This window comes from Salinibacterium sp. ZJ70, assembly GCF_011751865.2.
Classification (GTDB): domain Bacteria; phylum Actinomycetota; class Actinomycetes; order Actinomycetales; family Microbacteriaceae; genus Homoserinibacter.
This window is the reverse complement of record NZ_CP061770.1, coordinates 516852-534840: the sequence shown is the minus strand read 5'-3', so window position 1 is coordinate 534840 and position 17989 is coordinate 516852. Positions and strand designations below refer to the sequence as shown.

The 17989-nt window shown below is 69.5% G+C and carries 19 protein-coding genes and 1 tRNA gene; 10 read left to right on the top strand and 10 right to left on the bottom strand.

The annotated features are described in order from the left end of the window. The first annotated feature begins 20 nt into the window (after nt 1-20). The 5 genes from HCR12_RS02600 to HCR12_RS02580 all read left to right on the top strand — a co-directional run bounded on the left by HCR12_RS02600 (nt 21) and on the right by HCR12_RS02580 (nt 5845). On the top strand, nt 21-284 hold the full coding sequence (locus tag HCR12_RS02600; protein ID WP_166868055.1) for a hypothetical protein: 264 nt from the start codon (nt 21-23) through the stop codon (nt 282-284). Then, a complete protein-coding gene (locus HCR12_RS02595) occupies nt 271-2139 on the top strand; it encodes a helicase-associated domain-containing protein (protein WP_166868057.1) in 1869 nt (622 codons plus the stop codon). The genes HCR12_RS02600 and HCR12_RS02595 overlap by 14 nt, the downstream gene beginning before the upstream one ends. Before the next feature lie 148 nt (nt 2140-2287). Continuing rightward, on the top strand, nt 2288-3952 hold the full coding sequence (locus HCR12_RS02590; protein WP_208320455.1) for a DNA repair helicase XPB: 1665 nt from the start codon (nt 2288-2290) through the stop codon (nt 3950-3952). Between the two features lie 136 nt (nt 3953-4088). Beyond that, on the top strand, nt 4089-5000 hold the full coding sequence (locus HCR12_RS02585) for an ABC transporter ATP-binding protein (protein ID WP_166868059.1): 912 nt from the start codon (nt 4089-4091) through the stop codon (nt 4998-5000). Continuing rightward, nucleotides 4997-5845, top strand: a complete 849-nt coding sequence (locus HCR12_RS02580; RefSeq protein WP_166868061.1) for an ABC transporter permease subunit — start codon at nt 4997-4999, stop codon at nt 5843-5845. Before HCR12_RS02585 ends, HCR12_RS02580 begins: the two co-directional genes overlap by 4 nt. Before the next feature lie 14 nt (nt 5846-5859). Here the strand turns inward: HCR12_RS02580 and HCR12_RS02575 are convergent, their stop codons facing one another. Further along, nucleotides 5860-6603, bottom strand: coding sequence for a pyrimidine reductase family protein (locus tag HCR12_RS02575; protein WP_166868063.1), 744 nt, complete (start codon nt 6601-6603; stop codon nt 5860-5862). Further along, a complete protein-coding gene (gene folP / locus HCR12_RS02570) occupies nt 6582-7439 on the bottom strand; it encodes a dihydropteroate synthase (RefSeq protein ID WP_166868289.1) in 858 nt (285 codons plus the stop codon). The genes HCR12_RS02575 and folP overlap by 22 nt, the downstream gene beginning before the upstream one ends. Before the next feature lie 134 nt (nt 7440-7573). Between folP and HCR12_RS02565 the strand changes: the two genes are divergently transcribed. From HCR12_RS02565 to HCR12_RS02555, 3 genes are read left to right on the top strand one after another with little or no spacing between them, the layout of a single operon-like run. Continuing rightward, the gene (locus HCR12_RS02565) at nt 7574-8269 is read left to right on the top strand and encodes a response regulator transcription factor (RefSeq protein ID WP_166868065.1); all 696 of its coding nucleotides are present in this window, start codon (nt 7574-7576) and stop codon (nt 8267-8269) included. Nucleotides 8270-8297: 28 nt separating this feature from the next. Next, nucleotides 8298-10046, top strand: coding sequence for a sensor histidine kinase (locus HCR12_RS02560; RefSeq protein WP_166868068.1), 1749 nt, complete (start codon nt 8298-8300; stop codon nt 10044-10046). Between the two features lie 9 nt (nt 10047-10055). Then, complete coding sequence (locus tag HCR12_RS02555) at nt 10056-10346, top strand: WXG100 family type VII secretion target (protein ID WP_166868070.1); 291 nt, start codon at nt 10056-10058, stop codon at nt 10344-10346. An 89-nt stretch (nt 10347-10435) separates the two neighbouring features. Here the strand turns inward: HCR12_RS02555 and groL are convergent, their stop codons facing one another. The 5 genes from groL to HCR12_RS02530 form a co-directional block, all read right to left on the bottom strand. After that, nucleotides 10436-12055, bottom strand: a complete 1620-nt coding sequence (groL, locus tag HCR12_RS02550) for a chaperonin GroEL (RefSeq protein ID WP_166868073.1) — start codon at nt 12053-12055, stop codon at nt 10436-10438. A 141-nt stretch (nt 12056-12196) separates the two neighbouring features. Further along, entirely contained in the window at nt 12197-13243 is a 1047-nt protein-coding gene (locus tag HCR12_RS02545; protein ID WP_166868077.1) for a DUF3048 domain-containing protein, read from the bottom strand. Between the two features lie 70 nt (nt 13244-13313). Continuing rightward, entirely contained in the window at nt 13314-13514 is a 201-nt protein-coding gene (locus HCR12_RS02540) for a cold-shock protein (protein ID WP_166868080.1), read from the bottom strand. A 194-nt stretch (nt 13515-13708) separates the two neighbouring features. Further along, nucleotides 13709-14269 carry a LytR C-terminal domain-containing protein gene (locus tag HCR12_RS02535; protein WP_166868082.1) on the bottom strand — a complete coding sequence of 187 codons (561 nt, stop codon included), beginning with the start codon at nt 14267-14269 and terminating at the stop codon, nt 13709-13711. Then, the gene (locus HCR12_RS02530; protein WP_166868084.1) at nt 14269-14598 is read right to left on the bottom strand and encodes a DUF3263 domain-containing protein; all 330 of its coding nucleotides are present in this window, start codon (nt 14596-14598) and stop codon (nt 14269-14271) included. The genes HCR12_RS02535 and HCR12_RS02530 overlap by 1 nt, the downstream gene beginning before the upstream one ends. A gap of 161 nt (nt 14599-14759) precedes the next feature. Between HCR12_RS02530 and msrB the strand changes: the two genes are divergently transcribed. Both msrB and HCR12_RS02520 read left to right on the top strand, forming a co-directional pair. Continuing rightward, a complete protein-coding gene (gene msrB / locus HCR12_RS02525) occupies nt 14760-15176 on the top strand; it encodes a peptide-methionine (R)-S-oxide reductase MsrB (RefSeq protein ID WP_166868086.1) in 417 nt (138 codons plus the stop codon). 2 nt (nt 15177-15178) lie between these two features. Beyond that, a complete protein-coding gene (locus HCR12_RS02520) occupies nt 15179-15733 on the top strand; it encodes a nitroreductase family protein (RefSeq protein WP_224763601.1) in 555 nt (184 codons plus the stop codon). On the opposite strand, the gene HCR12_RS02515 is transcribed toward HCR12_RS02520, so the two are convergent. The 3 genes from HCR12_RS02515 to HCR12_RS02505 all read right to left on the bottom strand — a co-directional run bounded on the left by HCR12_RS02515 (nt 15730) and on the right by HCR12_RS02505 (nt 17728). Then, on the bottom strand, nt 15730-16689 hold the full coding sequence (locus HCR12_RS02515; protein WP_224763599.1) for a DMT family transporter: 960 nt from the start codon (nt 16687-16689) through the stop codon (nt 15730-15732). The two genes, HCR12_RS02520 and HCR12_RS02515, sit on opposite strands and share 4 nt — an antisense overlap. 14 nt (nt 16690-16703) lie before the next feature. After that, a tRNA-Thr gene (locus HCR12_RS02510) sits at nt 16704-16780 on the bottom strand. Between the two features lie 39 nt (nt 16781-16819). Further along, on the bottom strand, nt 16820-17728 hold the full coding sequence (locus HCR12_RS02505; protein WP_166868089.1) for a DsbA family protein: 909 nt from the start codon (nt 17726-17728) through the stop codon (nt 16820-16822). Nucleotides 17729-17989 lie beyond the last annotated feature (261 nt).

The following is a 17989-nucleotide window of genomic DNA, read 5'->3' as shown; positions in this document are numbered from 1 at the left end:
GCGGGGCATAGTGTTGTCTCGTGCCCGAGAACGCCCCTGTCCCGCTCAATCGTATCGAACGCGTGCTGGCGAGCATGATCGCCGGTGTGGTCGGACTCGCGGTCATCGCAATCGCCGCGACGCTCATCGGGTCCGGATCAGGCGCCGACATGTCGGAGAGCCCGTGGCCCGCCGTCCTCGGTGTCGGGTACTTCGGTCTGCCGCTGGCGTTCCTGCTCATCCTCGCGTTCATGATCGTCACCGTCGTACGTCGCCGACGGATCGCGCGGGATGGCGGCCGCTAGCAGTTCGGCTCTCGCGTTCGCGGCATGGCTGCGAACGCTGGATGACGGAGCCCTCACGCAGCTGCTGCGCTCCCGACCGGTGCGAGAGCAGTCGATCCGCGATGTCTTCGATCTGGCGGAGTCTCTGCTCGAGCCCGCGTCGGTCCAGGGGGCTCTCGAGCATCTCGACCGCCCCACGCTCGCTGTGCTCGTGGCGGGTGGGCGCCTCGCCGCCGCGGGCGAGCGTCCAGATGCCGCTCGCATCGCCGCGCGCCTCGATCTGCCGAGCACCGATGTCGAGGGTGCGCTCGCGATCCTCCGCGCACTCGCGCTCGTCGACGACGCCGACGGCGGCGGCGCACCGTGGGCACCGGTCGTCGATCAACTCGAGTCGTGGCCCGAGCGCGAGCTCCCGTCCCCCGATGAACTCCTCGACCTGACGCCGCCCGTCTCCCTCGAGGTCGTCGCCGGAGCCGACCACGCGAAAGCGGATCGCGCGGCGGCCGACCGGGCGTTCGCTGTCGTCGTCGCGGTGGGCGAGCTCGTGGGTGCGCTCGAGAGCGAGCCCGCACGCCTGCTGCAGCGCGGAGGCACGGCGCTCCCCGATTGGCGGCGACTGCTCGCGGCGACGAGCTCGACCGACGCCGAGCTGCACGACCTCTTCGGCATCGCGACAGCTGCGCAGCTCGTCGTCGCGGATGGCGCCGCCTGGCGCCCGACCGCGCGCGCTGCCGACTGGCGCGACCTTCCCCGCGTGGATCGCTGGGCGGCTCTCGCGGGCGCCTGGTTCGAGAAGCTGCCCGAGGAGCTGCGCTCCCACCTGCGCGTGCGCACCCACGCCCGCTGGGGCGCGGGACTGCTCGAGTTCCTCGACTGGCTCTACCCCGCCGGCGGGGCCTGGCTCGAAGAGAACGCGACGCGCGCGATCCGCGCCGCCGAGGCGCTCGGCGTGATCGGCGACGGCGTCCCGTCGACACCCGGCTCAACGCTCCTCGCCGAGGGGCCGGATGCCGCAGCGGCGGCTGTCGCTGCACTGTTCCCCGCCGATGTGCGCCAGGTGTACATCCAGCACGATCTCTCGCTCATCGCCCCCGGCCCTCTCGCCTCCGACATCGATATGCGGGTGCGCGAGTTCGCGGACGTCGAGGCCGTGGGCATGGCGTCGAGCTACCGCGTGACCTCCGCATCCGTCACCCGCGCTCTCACGGCTGGCACCACGATCGACAGCCTGCGGGACTTCCTCGCCGAGATCTCGCTCACCGGAATCCCGCAGCCGCTCGACTACCTCCTCTCGGAGGCCGCCGCGCGCTTCGGCAGCCTGCGCGTGGGAGCAGAGCGAGGCGACGCTGAGCCCTTCGCCCACGCGTACGTGCGCGGCGACGACCCCTCGCTCATCGGCCAGCTGGCGATCGATCAGGCCCTCGCTCCGCTCGGGCTGCGCCGCTCGGGCGATCATCGGGTGGTCACCCGCTTCGACGCGGAGACCCTGTACTGGGCGCTCGTCGACGCCCGCTACCCGGTGGTGTTCGAAGACGAAGCGGGCGTCATCCGTCATATGCGTCGGCGGGTGACCGAGCGCGAGCGCCCGCGCGGCGAAGCCCCGGATGCCGTCGCAGCACTCGTCGAGCGGCTGCGCGCCGCAGCCGCCGAGCAGCCAGCCGAATCCGGTGCCGCGTGGAACGCACGCCAGCTGGAGCTCGCGATCCGCAACAAGCTCGAGGTGCGCGTGACGGTGCGCATGCCCGACGACTCCGAGGTCACCTACATGCTCGAACCCGCAGGACTCGCAGGCGGACGCCTCCGGGCGCGCGACCGCCGAGCCGACATCGAGCGAACCCTGCCTCTCTCGCACATCACCGAGGTCGCCCCCGCCTGACGGGCCCACGCCCCACGTGAGGGGTCGCGAATGACGGTTCCCTCGGCGTGTCGCCGGTCATCTGCGACCCCTCGGGGACGAGGCAGGCGCGACGGCTGATGCGGCCGATCCTGCGCGCTCGGAGGAGTCGCGGATAGGGTGGTCGGTTGTGAATGGACCGCTCATCGTGCAAAGCGACCGCACCGTGCTCCTCGAGGTGGCGCACCCGGAGGCGGAAGAGGCTCGCCACGAGCTCGCGGTCTTCGCCGAACTCGAGCGCGCCCCCGAGCACGTGCACACGTACCGCATCACGAAACTCGGCCTCTGGAACGCCCGCGCCGCCGGCCACACCGCCGACCAGATGCTCGGCACGCTCGAGCGCTACGCGAAGTTCCCCGTCCCGCAGACGGTCGCGATCGACATCGACGAGACCGTCGGACGCTACGGCCGGCTCATCATCGCGCGCGACGAACCCGCGGAAGGCGCCGAGGCGCAGTCCGGTGAGCTCATCATCCGCGCGACCGACCCGGCCGTGCTCGCCGAGGTCACACGCAACACCAAGATCGGCCCTTTCCTCGGCATCCGCCGCAGCTCGACCGAGTGGACGCTGCAGCCGTGGGCGCGCGGCCAGGTCAAGCAGGAGCTGCTGAAGATCGGCTGGCCCGCCGAAGACCACGCGGGCTACACCCCCGGCACGCCGCACGACATCGACCTCGTCGAGGACGGCTGGGAGCTGCGCCCCTACCAGCGCCTCGCCGTCGACAACTTCTTCGAAGGCGGATCGGGCGTCGTCGTGCTCCCCTGCGGCGCCGGGAAGACGCTCGTCGGAGCCGGCGCGATGGCCGCTGCCGGCACCAACACGCTCATCCTCGTCACCAACACGGTCTCCGCCCGCCAGTGGCGCGCCGAGCTGCTCAAGCGCACAACCCTCACCGAGGAGGAGATCGGCGAATACTCGGGCCAGTCGAAGGAGATCAGGCCCGTCACGATCGCGACGTACCAGATCCTCACCGCCAAGCGGAAAGGCGAGTACGCGCACCTCGCGCTCCTCGACGCACTCGACTGGGGCCTCATCGTCTACGACGAGGTGCACCTGCTGCCCGCGCCCGTGTTCAAGCTCACCGCGGAGCTGCAGGCGCGCCGCCGCCTCGGGCTCACCGCGACGCTCGTGCGCGAAGACGGGCGCGAATCCGACGTCTTCAGCCTCATCGGCCCCAAGCGCTTCGACGCCCCCTGGAAGGAGATCGAGGCGCAGGGGTTCATCTCGCCCGCTTCCTGCTACGAGGTGCGCATCGATCTGCCCCAGGAGGCGCGCCTCGAATACGCGGCGAGCGCCGACGACGAGCGCTACCGCCTCGCAGCGACGGCGCCCGCGAAGCTGCAGGTGGTGCGGGATCTCGTCGCCAAGCACGACGGCGAGCAGATCCTCGTGATCGGCCAGTACCTCGACCAGATCGAGGAGCTCTCCAATGCCCTCGGAGCCCCGCAGCTCACCGGATCCACGCCGGTGGCGGAGCGCGAGCGTCTGTACCAGGAGTTCCGCGACGGCACCACGAAGGTGCTCGTGGTCTCGAAGGTCGCCAACTTCTCGGTCGACCTGCCGGAGGCGACCGTCGCGATCCAGGTGTCCGGATCGTTCGGCTCCCGTCAGGAGGAGGCACAGCGCCTCGGCCGGCTGCTCCGCCCGAAGAAGTCGGGCCTGCCCGCCAACTTCTACACGCTCGTCGCGCGCGACACCGTGGATCAGGACTTCGCGCAGAACCGCCAGCGCTTCCTCGCCGAGCAGGGATACAGCTACACGATCCTCGACTCGCACACCCTCCAGGCCGCCTGACCGGTCCGCCCCCGACCGACCGTGCCGAGCAGTCGGGTCTGAGGCGCGAGGGCGTCATCCCTCCGGATGATTCGGGGGCCTTCCCCCTGCCGCCCGCGCCGGATGTCGGCCAGGCTGGGCGTATGGAGTTCCCCACATGATCCACGCCCAGAACCTGTCCAAACGGTACGGCGCCCGGCTCGCCGTCGACGACGCGAGCTTCACGGTGCAGCCCGGCCGCGTGACCGGCTTCCTCGGCCCCAACGGCGCCGGCAAATCCACCACGATGCGCATGATCGTCGGACTCGACCGCCCGAGCGGCGGCACCGTCACGATCAACGGCCGCCAGTACGCCGAGCTCGAGGCGCCCCTCCACGAGGTCGGTGTGCTGCTCGATGCGAAGGCCGTGCACCCGGGGCGCTCCGCCCGCGGTCACCTGCGCGCACTCGCGGCGACGCACGGCATCTCGAACGCGCGCGTCGACGAGGTCATCGGGCTCACCGGACTCGACGCCGTCGCCGGCAAGCGCGTCAAGGGCTTCTCGCTGGGCATGGGCCAGCGTCTCGGCATCGCCGCGGCGCTCCTCGGCGACCCGGCGACCCTCATCCTCGACGAGCCGGTCAACGGACTGGACCCCGAGGGCGTCATCTGGGTGCGCCAGCTCGCACGCCACCTCGCCTCCGAGGGACGCACCGTGTTCCTCTCCAGCCACCTCATGAGCGAGATGGCGCAGACGGCGGACCACATCATCGTGCTCGGCCGCGGCCGCGTGATCGCCGACGCCCCCGTCGCCGAGATCGTCGCCTCCGCATCCGGACGCGGGGCCGTGCGCGTGCGCACCCCGCAGACCGAGCAGCTCGTCGCGGCCGTCAGCGCCGAAGGCGGAGCGGTGGCACCGGATGCGAGCGGACTGCTCGTCACCGGTCTCGCCTCCGAGCGCATCGGCGAGCTCGCCGCGCAGAGCGGCATCGTGCTGCACGAGCTCGCGCCCCTCGCGGGCTCGCTCGAAGACGCCTACCTCGCCCTCACCCAGGACGAGGTCGAATACCACGCGGGAGGTGCGGCATGACCGCGACCATCGGACGTCCCCGGCCCACGACGCGGCTGACCACGGGCGGCATCATCCGCTCCGAGTGGGTCAAGCTCGTGACGCTGCGCTCCACCTGGTGGTGCCTCGGCCTCATCGCTCTCATGACGGCTGGGGTGCCGGTGCTCATCGCGCTCGTGCTCGGTCTCAACGGAGCGGGCGACTCATCCGTCGACTACGGCTCGTACAACTGGACGATGTCGAACACGGTCGTCATCGGATTCACGGTGCTCATCGCGGCCGTGCTCGGATGCCTCGTCATCACGGGTGAGTACGGCACGGGCATGATCCGCTCGAGCATGGCCGCCGCTCCCGGTCGCATCTCGACGGTGCTCGCGAAGGCGCTCGTGATCGGTCTCGCCGTGTTCGTCGTCGGAGCGGTGTCGCTCGTCATCGGCGCGCTCATCAGCGGCGCGATCCTCGCCGGAAGCGGCTACACGATCGACTTCGCGGACAGCCGCGTCTGGCTCGCGCTGCTCGGCGCCGCCGGATACCCGGCGCTGCTCGCGGTCTTCTCGGTCGGTGTGGGCACGATGCTCCGCAACTCCGCCGGATCGATCGCGACCGTGCTGGGTCTGCTGCTCGTGGTGCCGACGGTGCTGCAGCTCGTCGCCGTGCTCCTGCAGGCGCAGTGGGCCTTCGACCTTGCCGAGTTCCTGCCGAGCGTGCTCGGTGGGACCATGAGCGAGTTCGCGTTCGACACCGGCTTCGACATGCCCTCCGGATCCATCGCGCTCGAGCCGTGGGCCGCTGCTGTGACGATGGCCGGCTGGTCGATCGCCGCCCTCATCGGCGGCTCGCTGCTCATCAAGAGCCGCGACGTGTGACGCGCGCTGGTGCGCTATCGGCCTTCGCGCCGGTAGCGCACCAGCAGCGTCGACCCCGACCGCAGCACGTGCGCGAGGCGCATCGCCCGCGGCTCGGGGATCTCTCCTGTCGCGATGCGGCGCACGCCACCCGCGTCGAGGGTGGGCGCGATCGTGACGCAAAGCTCGTCGACCTCATCCGCAGCGAGCAGAGCACCGAACAGCGTCGGCCCGCCTTCGCACAGGATCCGCGCGAACCCCCGCTCGCGGAGCGCCGCCACGGCGGCGGATGCGTCGATCCGCGAACCGTGTCCGACCGTGATCACGTCGGCGACGTCCGCGAAACCGGACGCATCACTCTCGGCGGTCGTGATGACGATCGGCCTCACGGGAGCCTCGGTGAAGATCCGCGATGCCGGATCGAGGTCGAGCGAGCCCGACACGATCGCGAGCACCGGATGCGGAGGCAGGCCGTCGGCCTGCCTCCAGGCCGCCGACTCCTCCGACACGCGCATCGGTCCGTAGCCCTCCGTGCGCACCGTGCCGGCGCCCACGACCACGACATCCGCCACCCGCCGCAGCAGCTCGAAGTACCGTCGGTCGGCGTCGTCGCCGAGGCCGCCCGAGAGGCCGCCGCGGGTGGCCGCGCCATCTGCCGACGACACGGAGTTCATCCGCAGCACCGGCTCGCGAATATCCGCGACGAGCGCGTCGTCGTCGAGGTCCGCTGCCGGATCCGGCCACAGCCGGTCGATCGTCACATGTTGTGCTTCAGCCATGCCGGCTCCCGCCATCCGAGGATCGCCTCCGTCATCCGCACCGCGGCGACCGTCGCCGCGACGTCGTGCACGCGCACGATCCGCGCGCCGTTCATGATCGACACGACGGCGGCCGCGAGTGATCCCTCGAGGCGCTCGTACTGGGGCCGATCGATCGTCTCGCCGATGAAATCCTTGTTCGACAGTGCCACGAGGATCGGGGCGCCGAGCACCTCCAGCTCGGCGAGGCGCCTGGTGAGCTCGAGCGAATGCAGGGTGTTCTTGTGCAGGTCGTGCCCCGGATCCACGATGAGGTTCTCGAAGGGCACGCCCCCGGCGACAGCCATGGCGATGCGCGAGGCCAGGTGGTCGATGACCGTGCGCACCACATCGTCGTACTGGGGCGACGGATGCGAGGTGCGGGGAGGCGTGAGGGAGTGGGTGAGCACGAGGTGGCCGTTCCCGATCGCGACCGCCTCGGCCATCCCCGGGTCCCACAGACCCGACGTGTCGTTGATGACGTCGGCACCCATCGCGAGCGCCTCCGCCGCGACGACGGATGAGAACGTGTCGACCGAGATGACGACGTCGCTCGCCGCACGGATCGCTTCGACGACGGGCACGATCCGGTCGATCTCCTCGTCGACCGTCACCTCGGGACCGCGGCCGAACGGCACGCCCCCGATGTCCACCCAGTCGGCGCCCGCCTCGACCGCTGCGAGGGAGGCTTCGACTGCGCGATCCAAGGCGAAGGTCGCTCCGCGGTCGTGGAACGAGTCGGGTGTGCGGTTGACGATCGCCATGACGGCGACCTGTCTCGAGAAGTCGAAGTTCCGCGCGCCGATCCGCCGCTTCATCGTCCGCTCGCCGTCGCCGTCGTCCACGCCTCGATGCTAGATGCCCGGGCCGAATCGCGCGTGTTCCGCTGGGGTAGACAGCGCCCGCCAAAAGTTCCAGTCGACATCCAGCGAACATGCAGGAGAATGGGGCCATGAGCGACGGCCCCAAGATCCTCATCGTCGATGACGAGCCCAACATCCGCGACCTGCTCACCACGAGCCTCCGCTTCGCGGGGTTCGCGGTCCGCGCGGTCGGAAACGGCGCCCAGGCCATCTCGGCGGTGCTCGACGAGGAACCCGACCTGATCATCCTCGATGTCATGCTCCCCGACATGAACGGCTTCGGGGTGACGAAGCGCCTGCGCGCCTCCGGCTACACGGCGCCCATCCTCTTCCTCACCGCGAAGGACGACACCGAGGACAAAATCACGGGCCTCACCGTCGGCGGAGACGACTACGTCACGAAGCCCTTCTCGCTCGATGAGATCGTGGCGCGCCTCAAGGCGATCCTTCGTCGCACGATGCACGACGAAGAAGACGCCATCATCCGCGCGGGCGAGCTCACGATGGATCAGGACACCCACGAGGTCACGGTCGGCGATGAGCCGGTCGAGCTCTCCCCCACCGAGTTCAAGCTCCTGCGCTACCTCATGCTCAACCCCAACCGGGTGCTGTCGAAGGCGCAGATCCTCGACCACGTGTGGGAGTACGACTTCAACGGCGACGCGGGCATCGTCGAGAGCTACATCTCCTACCTGCGCCGCAAGATCGACCAGCACTCCTCGGAGCCGATGATCCAGACGAAGCGCGGATTCGGCTACATGCTCAAGACGACTTCGAAGGCGTGACCGCCCCGATCTCGTCGGTGGGTGTCTGATGTCGAACCTGCACACCTCGTTCGACCGCTGGTGGAACGGCATCTCGCTGCGCACCAAGATCACGGGCGTCACGGTGCTGCTGCTGACGTTCGGCCTCGCCGTCGTCGGCATGGGAACCATGACGGTGCTCCGTGCCTACATGGAGGAGAAGGTCGACGCCTACGCGCGCTCGATGTACGACCAGGTGCGCGGCACGGTCGACGAGAACGGCCGGGAGCTCGTGCGCGGGATGCCCGTCGCGCAGGTCATCGACTGCAATGTGCGCTACCAGCCGAACGGCACCATCGTCGCCATCCTCGACGCGCAGGCGAATGTGCTGTGCGACAACGTGCCCAAGGACGCCCCGCAGCCCGACTTCTCGCAGATGACGAGCTCGTGGAGCGTCGCACACGACGGCGGCGGCCCCCTCCCGCTGCTCGATGAGACGGGTCGGCCTGCGTGGAAGGTCAAGACGGTCTTCACGAGCTTCGACAACGGGGCGAGCTACGTGACCCTGGTGGTCGGAGCCGACCTCACCGAGGTCGACAACACCATCACGCGGTACACGCTCATCTTCTTCCTCTTCGCGATCGCGGTGATCCTGCTCGGCGCGGCGGTCACCCAGCTGCTCGTGACGAGCACGTTCGGGCCGTTGCGGGATGTGGAACGCACGGCGGCGCGCTTCGCCGCAGGCGACTACAGCCAGCGCCTCGGCGGCGCGACCCCCAACACCGAGGTCGGCCGCCTCAACCGCTCGCTCAACACGATGCTCGCCCGCATCGATCGCGCCTTCGCCGAGCGCCAGCGCGCCGTCGAGCAGATGCGTCGGTTCGTGGGCGACGCCAGCCACGAGCTGCGCACGCCGCTTGTGTCGCTGCGCGGCTACGCCGAGTTGTACCGCATGGGGGCGCTGCAGAAGCCCGAGGATGTCGCGCAGGCGATGGAGCGCATCGAGAAGGAGGCCATCCGCATGGGCGGCCTCGTCGAGGACCTGCTCGAGCTCGCACGTCTCGATGAGTCACGCCCTCTCGATGCCCAGCCGGTCGATCTGCTTCCGATCGCCCAGGACGCAGCCCTCGACGCCTCGGCGTCGAACCCCGGACGCACGATCACAGTCGTCGTCCCCGAGCCCATCGAGCGCGCACACGAGGCGGTCCCCGAGCGTCCGGCCTCGGTTCCTCCGGCTCCGGTATCACCACCGCAGCAGCCCGTCACCAACGCCACCGGCCCGCTGAACTTCGGCTCCGCATTCGCGCGGCTGCGTCGCAAGCGGCCCGCGTCGGTCGAGACATCGGCGGGGGCTGTGCAGGCGACGACATCCGCCCCGCTCCCGGATGTGGGCCCGATCGTGCTCGGCGATGAGAACAAGCTCCGCCAGGTCGTCACCAACCTCATCGGCAACGCGATGCGGTTCACGCCCGACGACAGCCCGATAGAGCTCGCCGTGGGCGTCGACTACGACGCCGGCTACGGGCAGATCTCGATCATCGACCACGGCGAGGGCATCCCCCCGCAGCTGCGCGAGAAGATCTTCCAGCGCTTCTGGCGCGCCGACACCTCCCGCACGCGCGAGACGGGCGGTTCGGGCCTCGGTCTCGCGATCGTCGCCGGCATCGTCGCTCAGCACGAGGGTCACGTCGAGGCGCTGGAGACGCCGGGCGGCGGCGCGACGTTCCGCGTGAGCATTCCGCTCCTCCCCCGCACCGAGGAGCCGGAGTCGTCCCCCAACGCAGGGCAGGCACCGGAGGTCGATGCGCCGCGTCCCTAGCGTGGCCGCATGACGACATTCCAGGTAGACAGCGACGCCGTCCTCGCCCAGGCGACCGCGGCGCGCACGACGGTCGGTCGCGTGCAGGGCGAAGTCGCCTCCTTGCACGCCCAGCTCGAGCAGCTGCAGTCCACGTGGACGGGCTCGGCTGCGACTGCGTTCCGCGGGCTCGCCTCCGAGTGGCGAGCCGCCCAGCAGCGCGTCGACGAGGCGCTCACTGCGCTCGGTGCGGCGCTCGCCCAGGCGGGCCAGCAGTACGCCGAGATCGAGCAGAGCAACGCGCGGCTCTTCCTGCGCTGACAGCCGAGCGCTGTTCCTGCTCACCCCCCTGACACACAGAAGCGGGCGGCTCCCCGAAGGGAACCGCCCGCCTCAGTGTGAGGACTGGATCAGAAGTCCATGCCACCCGTGGGGTCGCCAGCCGGAGAAGCGTTCTTCTCGGGCTTCTCGGCGACAACGGCCTCGGTGGTGAGGAAGAGACCCGCGATCGAGGCTGCGTTGAGCAGCGCCGAACGGGTGACCTTCACCGGGTCGTTGATGCCGGCAGCGAGCATGTCGACGTACTCGCCGGTGGCGGCGTTGAGGCCGTGACCCACCGGGAGGTTGCGCACGCGGTCGACCACGACGCCCGGCTCGAGGCCAGCGTTGAGGGCGATCTGCTTGAGCGGCGCGTCGATCGCGACCTTGACGATGTTGGCACCGGTCGCCTCGTCACCGACGAGCTCGAGCTTCTCGAACGCCGTCTTGCCGGCCTGGATGAGCGCGACGCCACCACCGGCGACGATGCCCTCCTCGACGGCGGCCTTCGCGTTGCGAACGGCGTCCTCGATGCGGTGCTTGCGCTCCTTGAGCTCGACCTCGGTGGCCGCGCCCGCCTTGATGACGGCGACGCCACCCGCGAGCTTGGCGAGGCGCTCCTGGAGCTTCTCGCGGTCGTAGTCGGAGTCGGTGTTCTCGATCTCCTGGCGGATCTGCTTGACGCGACCAGCGATCTGCTCGGCCGATCCGGCACCCTCGACGATCGTGGTCTCGTCCTTGGTGACGATGACCTTGCGCGCCTGGCCGAGCTGCTCGAGCGTGGTGTTCTCGAGCTTGAGGCCGAGCTCCTCGCTGATGACCTCACCACCGGTGAGGATGGCGATGTCGGCCAGCTGCGCCTTGCGGCGGTCACCGAAGCCGGGTGCCTTGACGGCGACCGACTTGAAGATGCCGCGGATCTTGTTCACGACGAGCGTGGCCAGAGCCTCGCCGTCGACGTCCTCCGCGATGATGAGGAGCTGCTTGCCAGCCTGGATGACCTTGTCGACGATCGGCAGGAGATCCTTGATGTTCGAGATCTTGCCGTTGACGATCAGGATGTAGGGGTCTTCGAAGACCGCTTCCTGACGCTCGGGGTCGGTCACGAAGTACGCCGACAGGTAGCCCTTGTCGAAGCGCATGCCCTCGGTGAGCTCGAGCGTGGTGCCGAAGGTGTTCGACTCCTCGACGGTGACGACGCCTTCCTTGCCCACCTTGTCGATGGCCTCGGCGATCAGGGCGCCGATCTCGGGGTCCGCAGCGGAGATCGACGCGGTCGCGGCGATCTCTTCCTTGGTCTCGATCTCCTTGGCGTTGGCGCGCAGCTCGACCTCGACGGCCTGGACGGCCTTCTCGATGCCGCGCTTGAGGCTGATGGGGTCTGCACCAGCCGCGACGTTGCGCAGGCCCTCGCGGACGAGCGCCTGGGCGAGGACGACCGAGGTGGTCGTGCCATCACCGGCGACGTCGTCGGTCTTCTTGGCGACCTCCTTGACGAGCTCCGCACCGATCTTCTCGTACGGGTCGTCGAGCTCGATCTCCTTGGCGATGGAGACGCCGTCGTTGGTGATGGTGGGGGCGCCCCACTTCTTCTCCAGCACGACGTTGCGGCCGCGCGGGCCGAGGGTCACCTTGACGGCGTCGGCGAGGATGTTGAGGCCGCGTTCGAGGCCACGGCGTGCGTCCTCGTTGAAAGCAATGATCTTAGCCATTTGGTAAGTGTCGTCCCTCCCGGACGTGAGCCACAGTGATTTGGCACTCAGCTTGTGTGAGTGCCAGCTCCAGTTTGGCACTCTCCCCAGGCGAGTGCAAGCCGCCCGCGCGGCGGCGGACACCTCCGGGTGCCCGCTACCTCAGGAGGCGGGAACCAGATCGGCGCTGCCCGCGTTCGGCACGAGCTCGATCCAGCTGTTGCCGGGTGCGAGGCGCACGACCACCCCGTTGTCGTCGACGAGACGGATGATCGACGAACGATCGGACTTCGACCACGTCGCATGCACGGCCTTGCCGCCCGACAGCACCCACGCCTCGCCCGACCCGATGAGCTCGGTCTTGGGAAGGCCGAGTCCCGTCGTGATCGGCACGCGGACGACGACGACGTTGGCGGCGCTCAGCTGCGCACCCGTCGCATCCACGTCGATCGCTCCCGACTGCGAACGCAGCCAGCGTTCGGCTGACGCATCCCAGCGCCATGCCGGCGTCGACGACGAACCGAACCGCAGATCGATCCCCGCGACCGGTGATCCTTCGCGGGCCGCGGTGGCGTTCGCCGCTGAGTCCGCGAATGAGAAATGCTGCTGTGGAGGCGCGAGGTCCGCGAGACTCGCGACGAGCTCCTGCGCCTTGACGAGCACGTTGTGCGGAGCAGGGGCGTTCTTGCCCCGGTACATGAACGGGTCGGCGTCGCGCTGACCGTGGATCGCGTTGTGCACCTCGGTGGCGCGCATGAGCGACACGAACTTCTGCTGACCGCCCGAGTACGCGATGATGCCGCCGAGCGGCGACACGATGTCGGGGTCCATCGGGCGGATGGAGCGCACGGGCCCCATCTCCGCCGGAATGGTGGAGTGCCAGACCGCGACATAGCGCGTGAGCCCGCCTTCGACGAGCTCCTCGAACACGATGTCGGTCGTCTCGAGCCCCACCTGCGGACGCGCCGACGGATGGTTGTCGATCTTCGCGGCGAGCGACGGGCGCGCGAGCGACGCCGGATCATCGATGACCACGCCGGTGAGCGGTGCGTAGACGATCGGCGCGGGCGTCTCGTAGGTCGAGACGTAGGTGGGGGTGGGGGTCGGCGTGCTCGTCGGCAGCGCCTCGGCGCTCGTGCATCCCGCCGCGGCGATCGCGATGATCGCCAGCCCTGCGCTCGCGGCGAAGCCGCGCCCCCTCAGTCGCATGTCGTCATGCTAGGTGCGCGACGCGCCGCAGGGGCGGCAGTTCGCGGCGCGTCCGAAGCATCACGCACGCTCAGAGCGGGCGCACCGCCTCGGCTTGGGGGCCCTTCTCACCGGTGCCGACCTCGAAGTCGACCGCCTGTCCCTCTTCGAGGACCTTGAATCCGGGCATGTCGATCGCCGAGAAGTGGACGAAGTAGTCCTGGCCTGTCTCGGCGGTGATGAAGCCGAAGCCCTTCTCTGCGTTGAACCACTTGACGGTTCCGTTGGCCATGGTCGTGCTCCTTGCTGCCGTGGTGCGTGCCAGCCCGGTCGCGGCGGGCACATGCGATGCTAACCAGCAGATTCGCCGCGATACCGGCCTGCAGGACGCGATCGGGCAAGACGTTCCGAAGATTCAACCGGGCGGAAACATCCGTGTAACACGCACCCCGCGATGGCCGATTCCGGGCCATGCGGAGGAGCCGGCTATCCGGCCGGAGGGACGTAGTCCGAGCCGAGCACGACCGTGATCGCGGTCAGGGTGAAGGCGTCGGTGCGGCGCACATCCGCAGCGCCGATCGCCTGCATGATGCCACGGGCATAGCCCTCGTTCGCAGGATCGAGGTAGTAGACGACCGTCTCCTCCTCCGTCGTCGAGTCGGCAGAGGCTGCGCCCGGCGTGGGCCAGCCTGCGGAGCTGATCTGCTCGGCGGCGACAGCCGCGAGACCCTGCGTGGATGTGCCGTTGAGCACCGAGATCGTCAGGCCGGAGAGCGCCTCGGGATCGATCGTCGACGGATCGGTCACGGGATCCATCGTCTCGATGACCTCGGGAAGGGGCGTCGGCGACTCGGAGGCCGTGGGGAAGAGGTTGGGGTTGAGCGTCGAGAGCGCGAAGAGCCCACCCGCCGTGAGCACGGCGACGGCGACGACCGACCACCCGAAGGCGACCCATCCGCCGCCGCGGCGGCCGGGCGCGCGGTGGGCGCCCACCCGTGCGATGTCGTGGGGAAGTTCGTCGAATCTGTCCTGAGGGAAGCGTGCCACTAGTCGTCGGTGTCCTGGGAGTCGAGGCGGAAGGTTCGGGAGGCGCGAGCGGCCGCACGGGCGTCGCGGATGCGGCGGAGACGGCGGACGAGCATCGGATCGTGGCGCAGCGCCTGAGGCGAGTCGAGCACTCCCGACAGCATCTGATGGTACCGGGCGAGCGTCACGCCGAACTCGCGCCGCACGGAGGCGGCGGTGACGCCGCCCACGGAGGCCGCAGCCGTCTCGAACTCGAGAATGCGGCGCTCCAGAACGCTGGGCTCTGCCGCATCGATGAGCTCGACGCGGTCGACGGAGGGTGACGACGCGTCGGCTGATGCCCCGGCCATATGTCTCCCTTCGTCGTGCCCTGTGCGGACGCCGTCATCCTATGGGCGCAGTCTCCGCCAACCTGGCCGTGGGCTGGGCGTGTGCCCGATGCGTCACACGGGGTCGCGAGCCAGCGAGCGCCGCCGCGGGTGCCTACGATGAGGGTTCGGAAGGGATGGCGATGAGCTACAAGGTCAGCAAGTCAGAGGAGCAGTGGCGCGACGAGCTCGGCGAGGACCGCTACCGCGTGCTCCGCGAGGCGGGCACCGAACGCGCGTGGACGGGCGAGCTGCTCGATGAGCACCGCGCTGGCCTCTACACGTGCGGCGCGTGCGGCGCGGAGCTCTTCAAGAGCGGAACCAAGTTCGACTCGGGCTGCGGCTGGCCGAGCTTCTACGACTCGGTGAACCCGGACGCCGTGGAGCTGATCGAAGACACCTCGCTCGGCATGGTGCGCACCGAGGTGCGCTGCGCGAACTGCGGCGGACACCTCGGCCACGTCTTCGACGACGGCTTCGGCACCCCCACGGGGCTGCGCTACTGCATGAACTCGCTCTCGCTCGGCTTCCAGGCCGCAGACGAGCCCTCCGCACAGTGACGATGAGCGCCCGCGGCGCCGCTGCGTCGATGCTGCGGCGCCGATCGCAGTCGTCGGTGGGCCATGCGGCCCCGGGCGACAGGGAGCTGCTGCGCCTCATCGGCATCGCCGGCACCATCGCGGATCACGGGAACCTGCATCCATGGCGGATCATCGCGATCCGCGGCGAGGCGCGCGAGCGCGTGGGTGCGGCCCTCGCGGAGGCGAGCGGACTCGAGGGTCACGCCGCCGAGAAGGTCGCGCGCAAGCCTCTGCGCGCACCTCTGCTGCTCGCGGTCGTCCTGTCGCCGAAGCCCAGCTTCAAGGTGCCGGAGTGGGAGCAGGAAGCCGTCGCCTCGGGGGTCGCGCATGCGCTGAGCCTGCTGCTCGATGAGGAGGGCTGGGGCGTCATGTGGCGCACCGGCATCCAGACGCGCTCCGAGGCTGTGGAGCGCGCGCACGACCTCGCTCCCGGAGAGCGACTGCTCGGCTGGCTCTACGTGGGCTCGCGCCTGCAGACGATGGAGAAGGCGCCGCGCAGGACGGTGGATGCGGCCTCGCACTTCTCGCGGCTCTAGGCCAGTCGCCCGGGGCGCCGGCCCATCGATGCGATGCCGACGGCGATGACCGCGAGCAGCGCTCCTCCGATGGTGCTGAGGCTGAGCCCCGCGCCCGCTACGGGAACGAACAGGTCGAGCAGCACGGCTGCGGTGAGCTGTCCGGCGATCGTCGCGAGGCCGTAGACGAGCACCCCGGTGATCGGGACGATCGCGGCACCGCCCGCGACGAAGACGATGCCGAGGAGACCGCCCGTGTAGAGCCACGGCTCGGCGGGCAGCGTCTGCGGCGGACCCGCGAGCGCGAGATCGACCGCGGCCGCGATGGCGAGCACCGCCGTGCCTGCGGTGAAGCTGACGAACGTCGCGGAGAGCACCGACCGCGCGTGGAACCGGAGCTGCGCGTTGGCGGCCGCCTGCCACGAGGTGCCGATGCCCGCGACGAAGGGGAGCACGAGCATCCACCATGGGATGCCGCCGCCGAGTCGGTCCGACACCGCCCACCCGACGGCGACGACCGCGAGCGCCGCGCCTGCGACGCGCGGGGGTGTGAGCGCGGTCGGCGCCATCGTGCCGAGGCCGCGCCGGTCGACGAGCAGCGATCCGATCGCCTGCCCCCCGACGAGCGCGACGGTGAACACCGCCACGCCGAGTACGGCGGCGGTGAGCCCCTGGGACAGCACCATGAGCGCGCCGAAGCATCCGCCGATGAGGAACCACGGGGTCATGCGCCGGTCGGCGATCGCCTCCCGCAGGCTCGCGAGACCTCGCCGGCCCGGTGCCCAGAGCACCAGCGCGATGCCGCACACGAGCATCCCGCTCGCGAACGAATAGAACGCCGCGAGCACACCGTCGCCGAGTTCGACGCCGAGCTGACCGTTGACGCGCGGCTGCACCGCCATGAACGCTCCGACGATGAGCGCCGCGATCGTGGCGACCGCACGCAGCAGGGGGCGCTGCGCGTGATCCTGCGACACGTCGTTCCCTTCCGTGGAGCCCCCTGTCGGATTCGAACCGACGACCCTCGCTTTACAAGAGCGATGCTCTGGCCAACTGAGCTAAGGGGGCGTGGACCGCCGCGTCGCGGACCGCGACCCAGCTTACGTCCTACGGGACCGGCGTCGGAGTCGGGGTGGGCGTGCCCGTGTTGTGCTCACCGGAGGCTTCGGTGACGAAGAGCGCGAGCTCCTTCGGGTCGAAGTCCTTCGTGTAGACGAACTGCTTGCCATCGACGATCACCGTGGGAACCGTGGTGATCGCAGGGATGTCCGCGCCGGGGAGCGGGCCGTTCAGCGCCCGTGCGGTCGCGTCGAGCACCCAGGCGGAGAACCGCTTCGACTCGACGCAGTCGCTGATCTTCTTCATGTTGCCCGCGCCGGCCTTCTCAGCGCGCTCGATCAGCTGCTCGTCGCTCAGACCCTCGGTGCCCTCCTGGGGCTGGTCCTCGAAGAGCGAGCTGTGGAAGTCCAGGAAGCTGTCGGGCGAGAACTCTGCAACGCATGCGGCGGCGTTGGCGGCACGCAGCGAGTACTGGGTGCCCGCGGACTTCGCGCTGAGGATCGCGATCGGGTGCACCTCGAGTGTCGCGGCTCCCGAGTCGACCCAGCGGCGGATCTGCTCGATGTTGTTGGAGTCGAAGGTGCCGCAGTTCTGGCAGAGGTAGTCGACGTAGATCCGGATGTCGATGACGCCCTCGGGGTTCGCCGCAGCGACGGCGGGCGCGGCCCCCGCCTTGAGACCGGGGGTGCGCACGGCTTCGAGATTCTCGGAGATCCGGATGCCGTCGGTGTTCATGTTGAGAGGACCGCGGGTGGATGTCTGGTTCATCGTGAGCAGGGTGATCGCCACGATGCCGACCACGACGAGAACACCGCCGAGGATGCCGAGCTGCAGCGTCAGCCGACGACGACGCTCGTTCTTGCGGTGCTGGTCGCGAAGTTCGCGGGAGCGCTCCTTGGCCGCTTCGCGGGCGTCATTGCCTGCGGCTTCCGGGCGATCTGATTCGCCGTTCGTCATCGGTCCTCAATTGGTCGGGTTCGGGATCGCGCGCTCGAAGACTACGGCGCGCGGATGATCTGCGGCAAACCGGGCGACGGGCATGCCGCAGGGTCTGCAACCTCGATGCTAGGAAGCGAATCTGGGAAGCGTCCGCACGGAAGCTGAGGACGGCACGGGGTTCACGGTCGTGTCATACTGTTCGGAACTCGTGGCGACGCCGCCGCGGGTTTCCATTCACTACGGATCGTCCGGCACGTACCTGCCGGTGAAGGAGTTGAA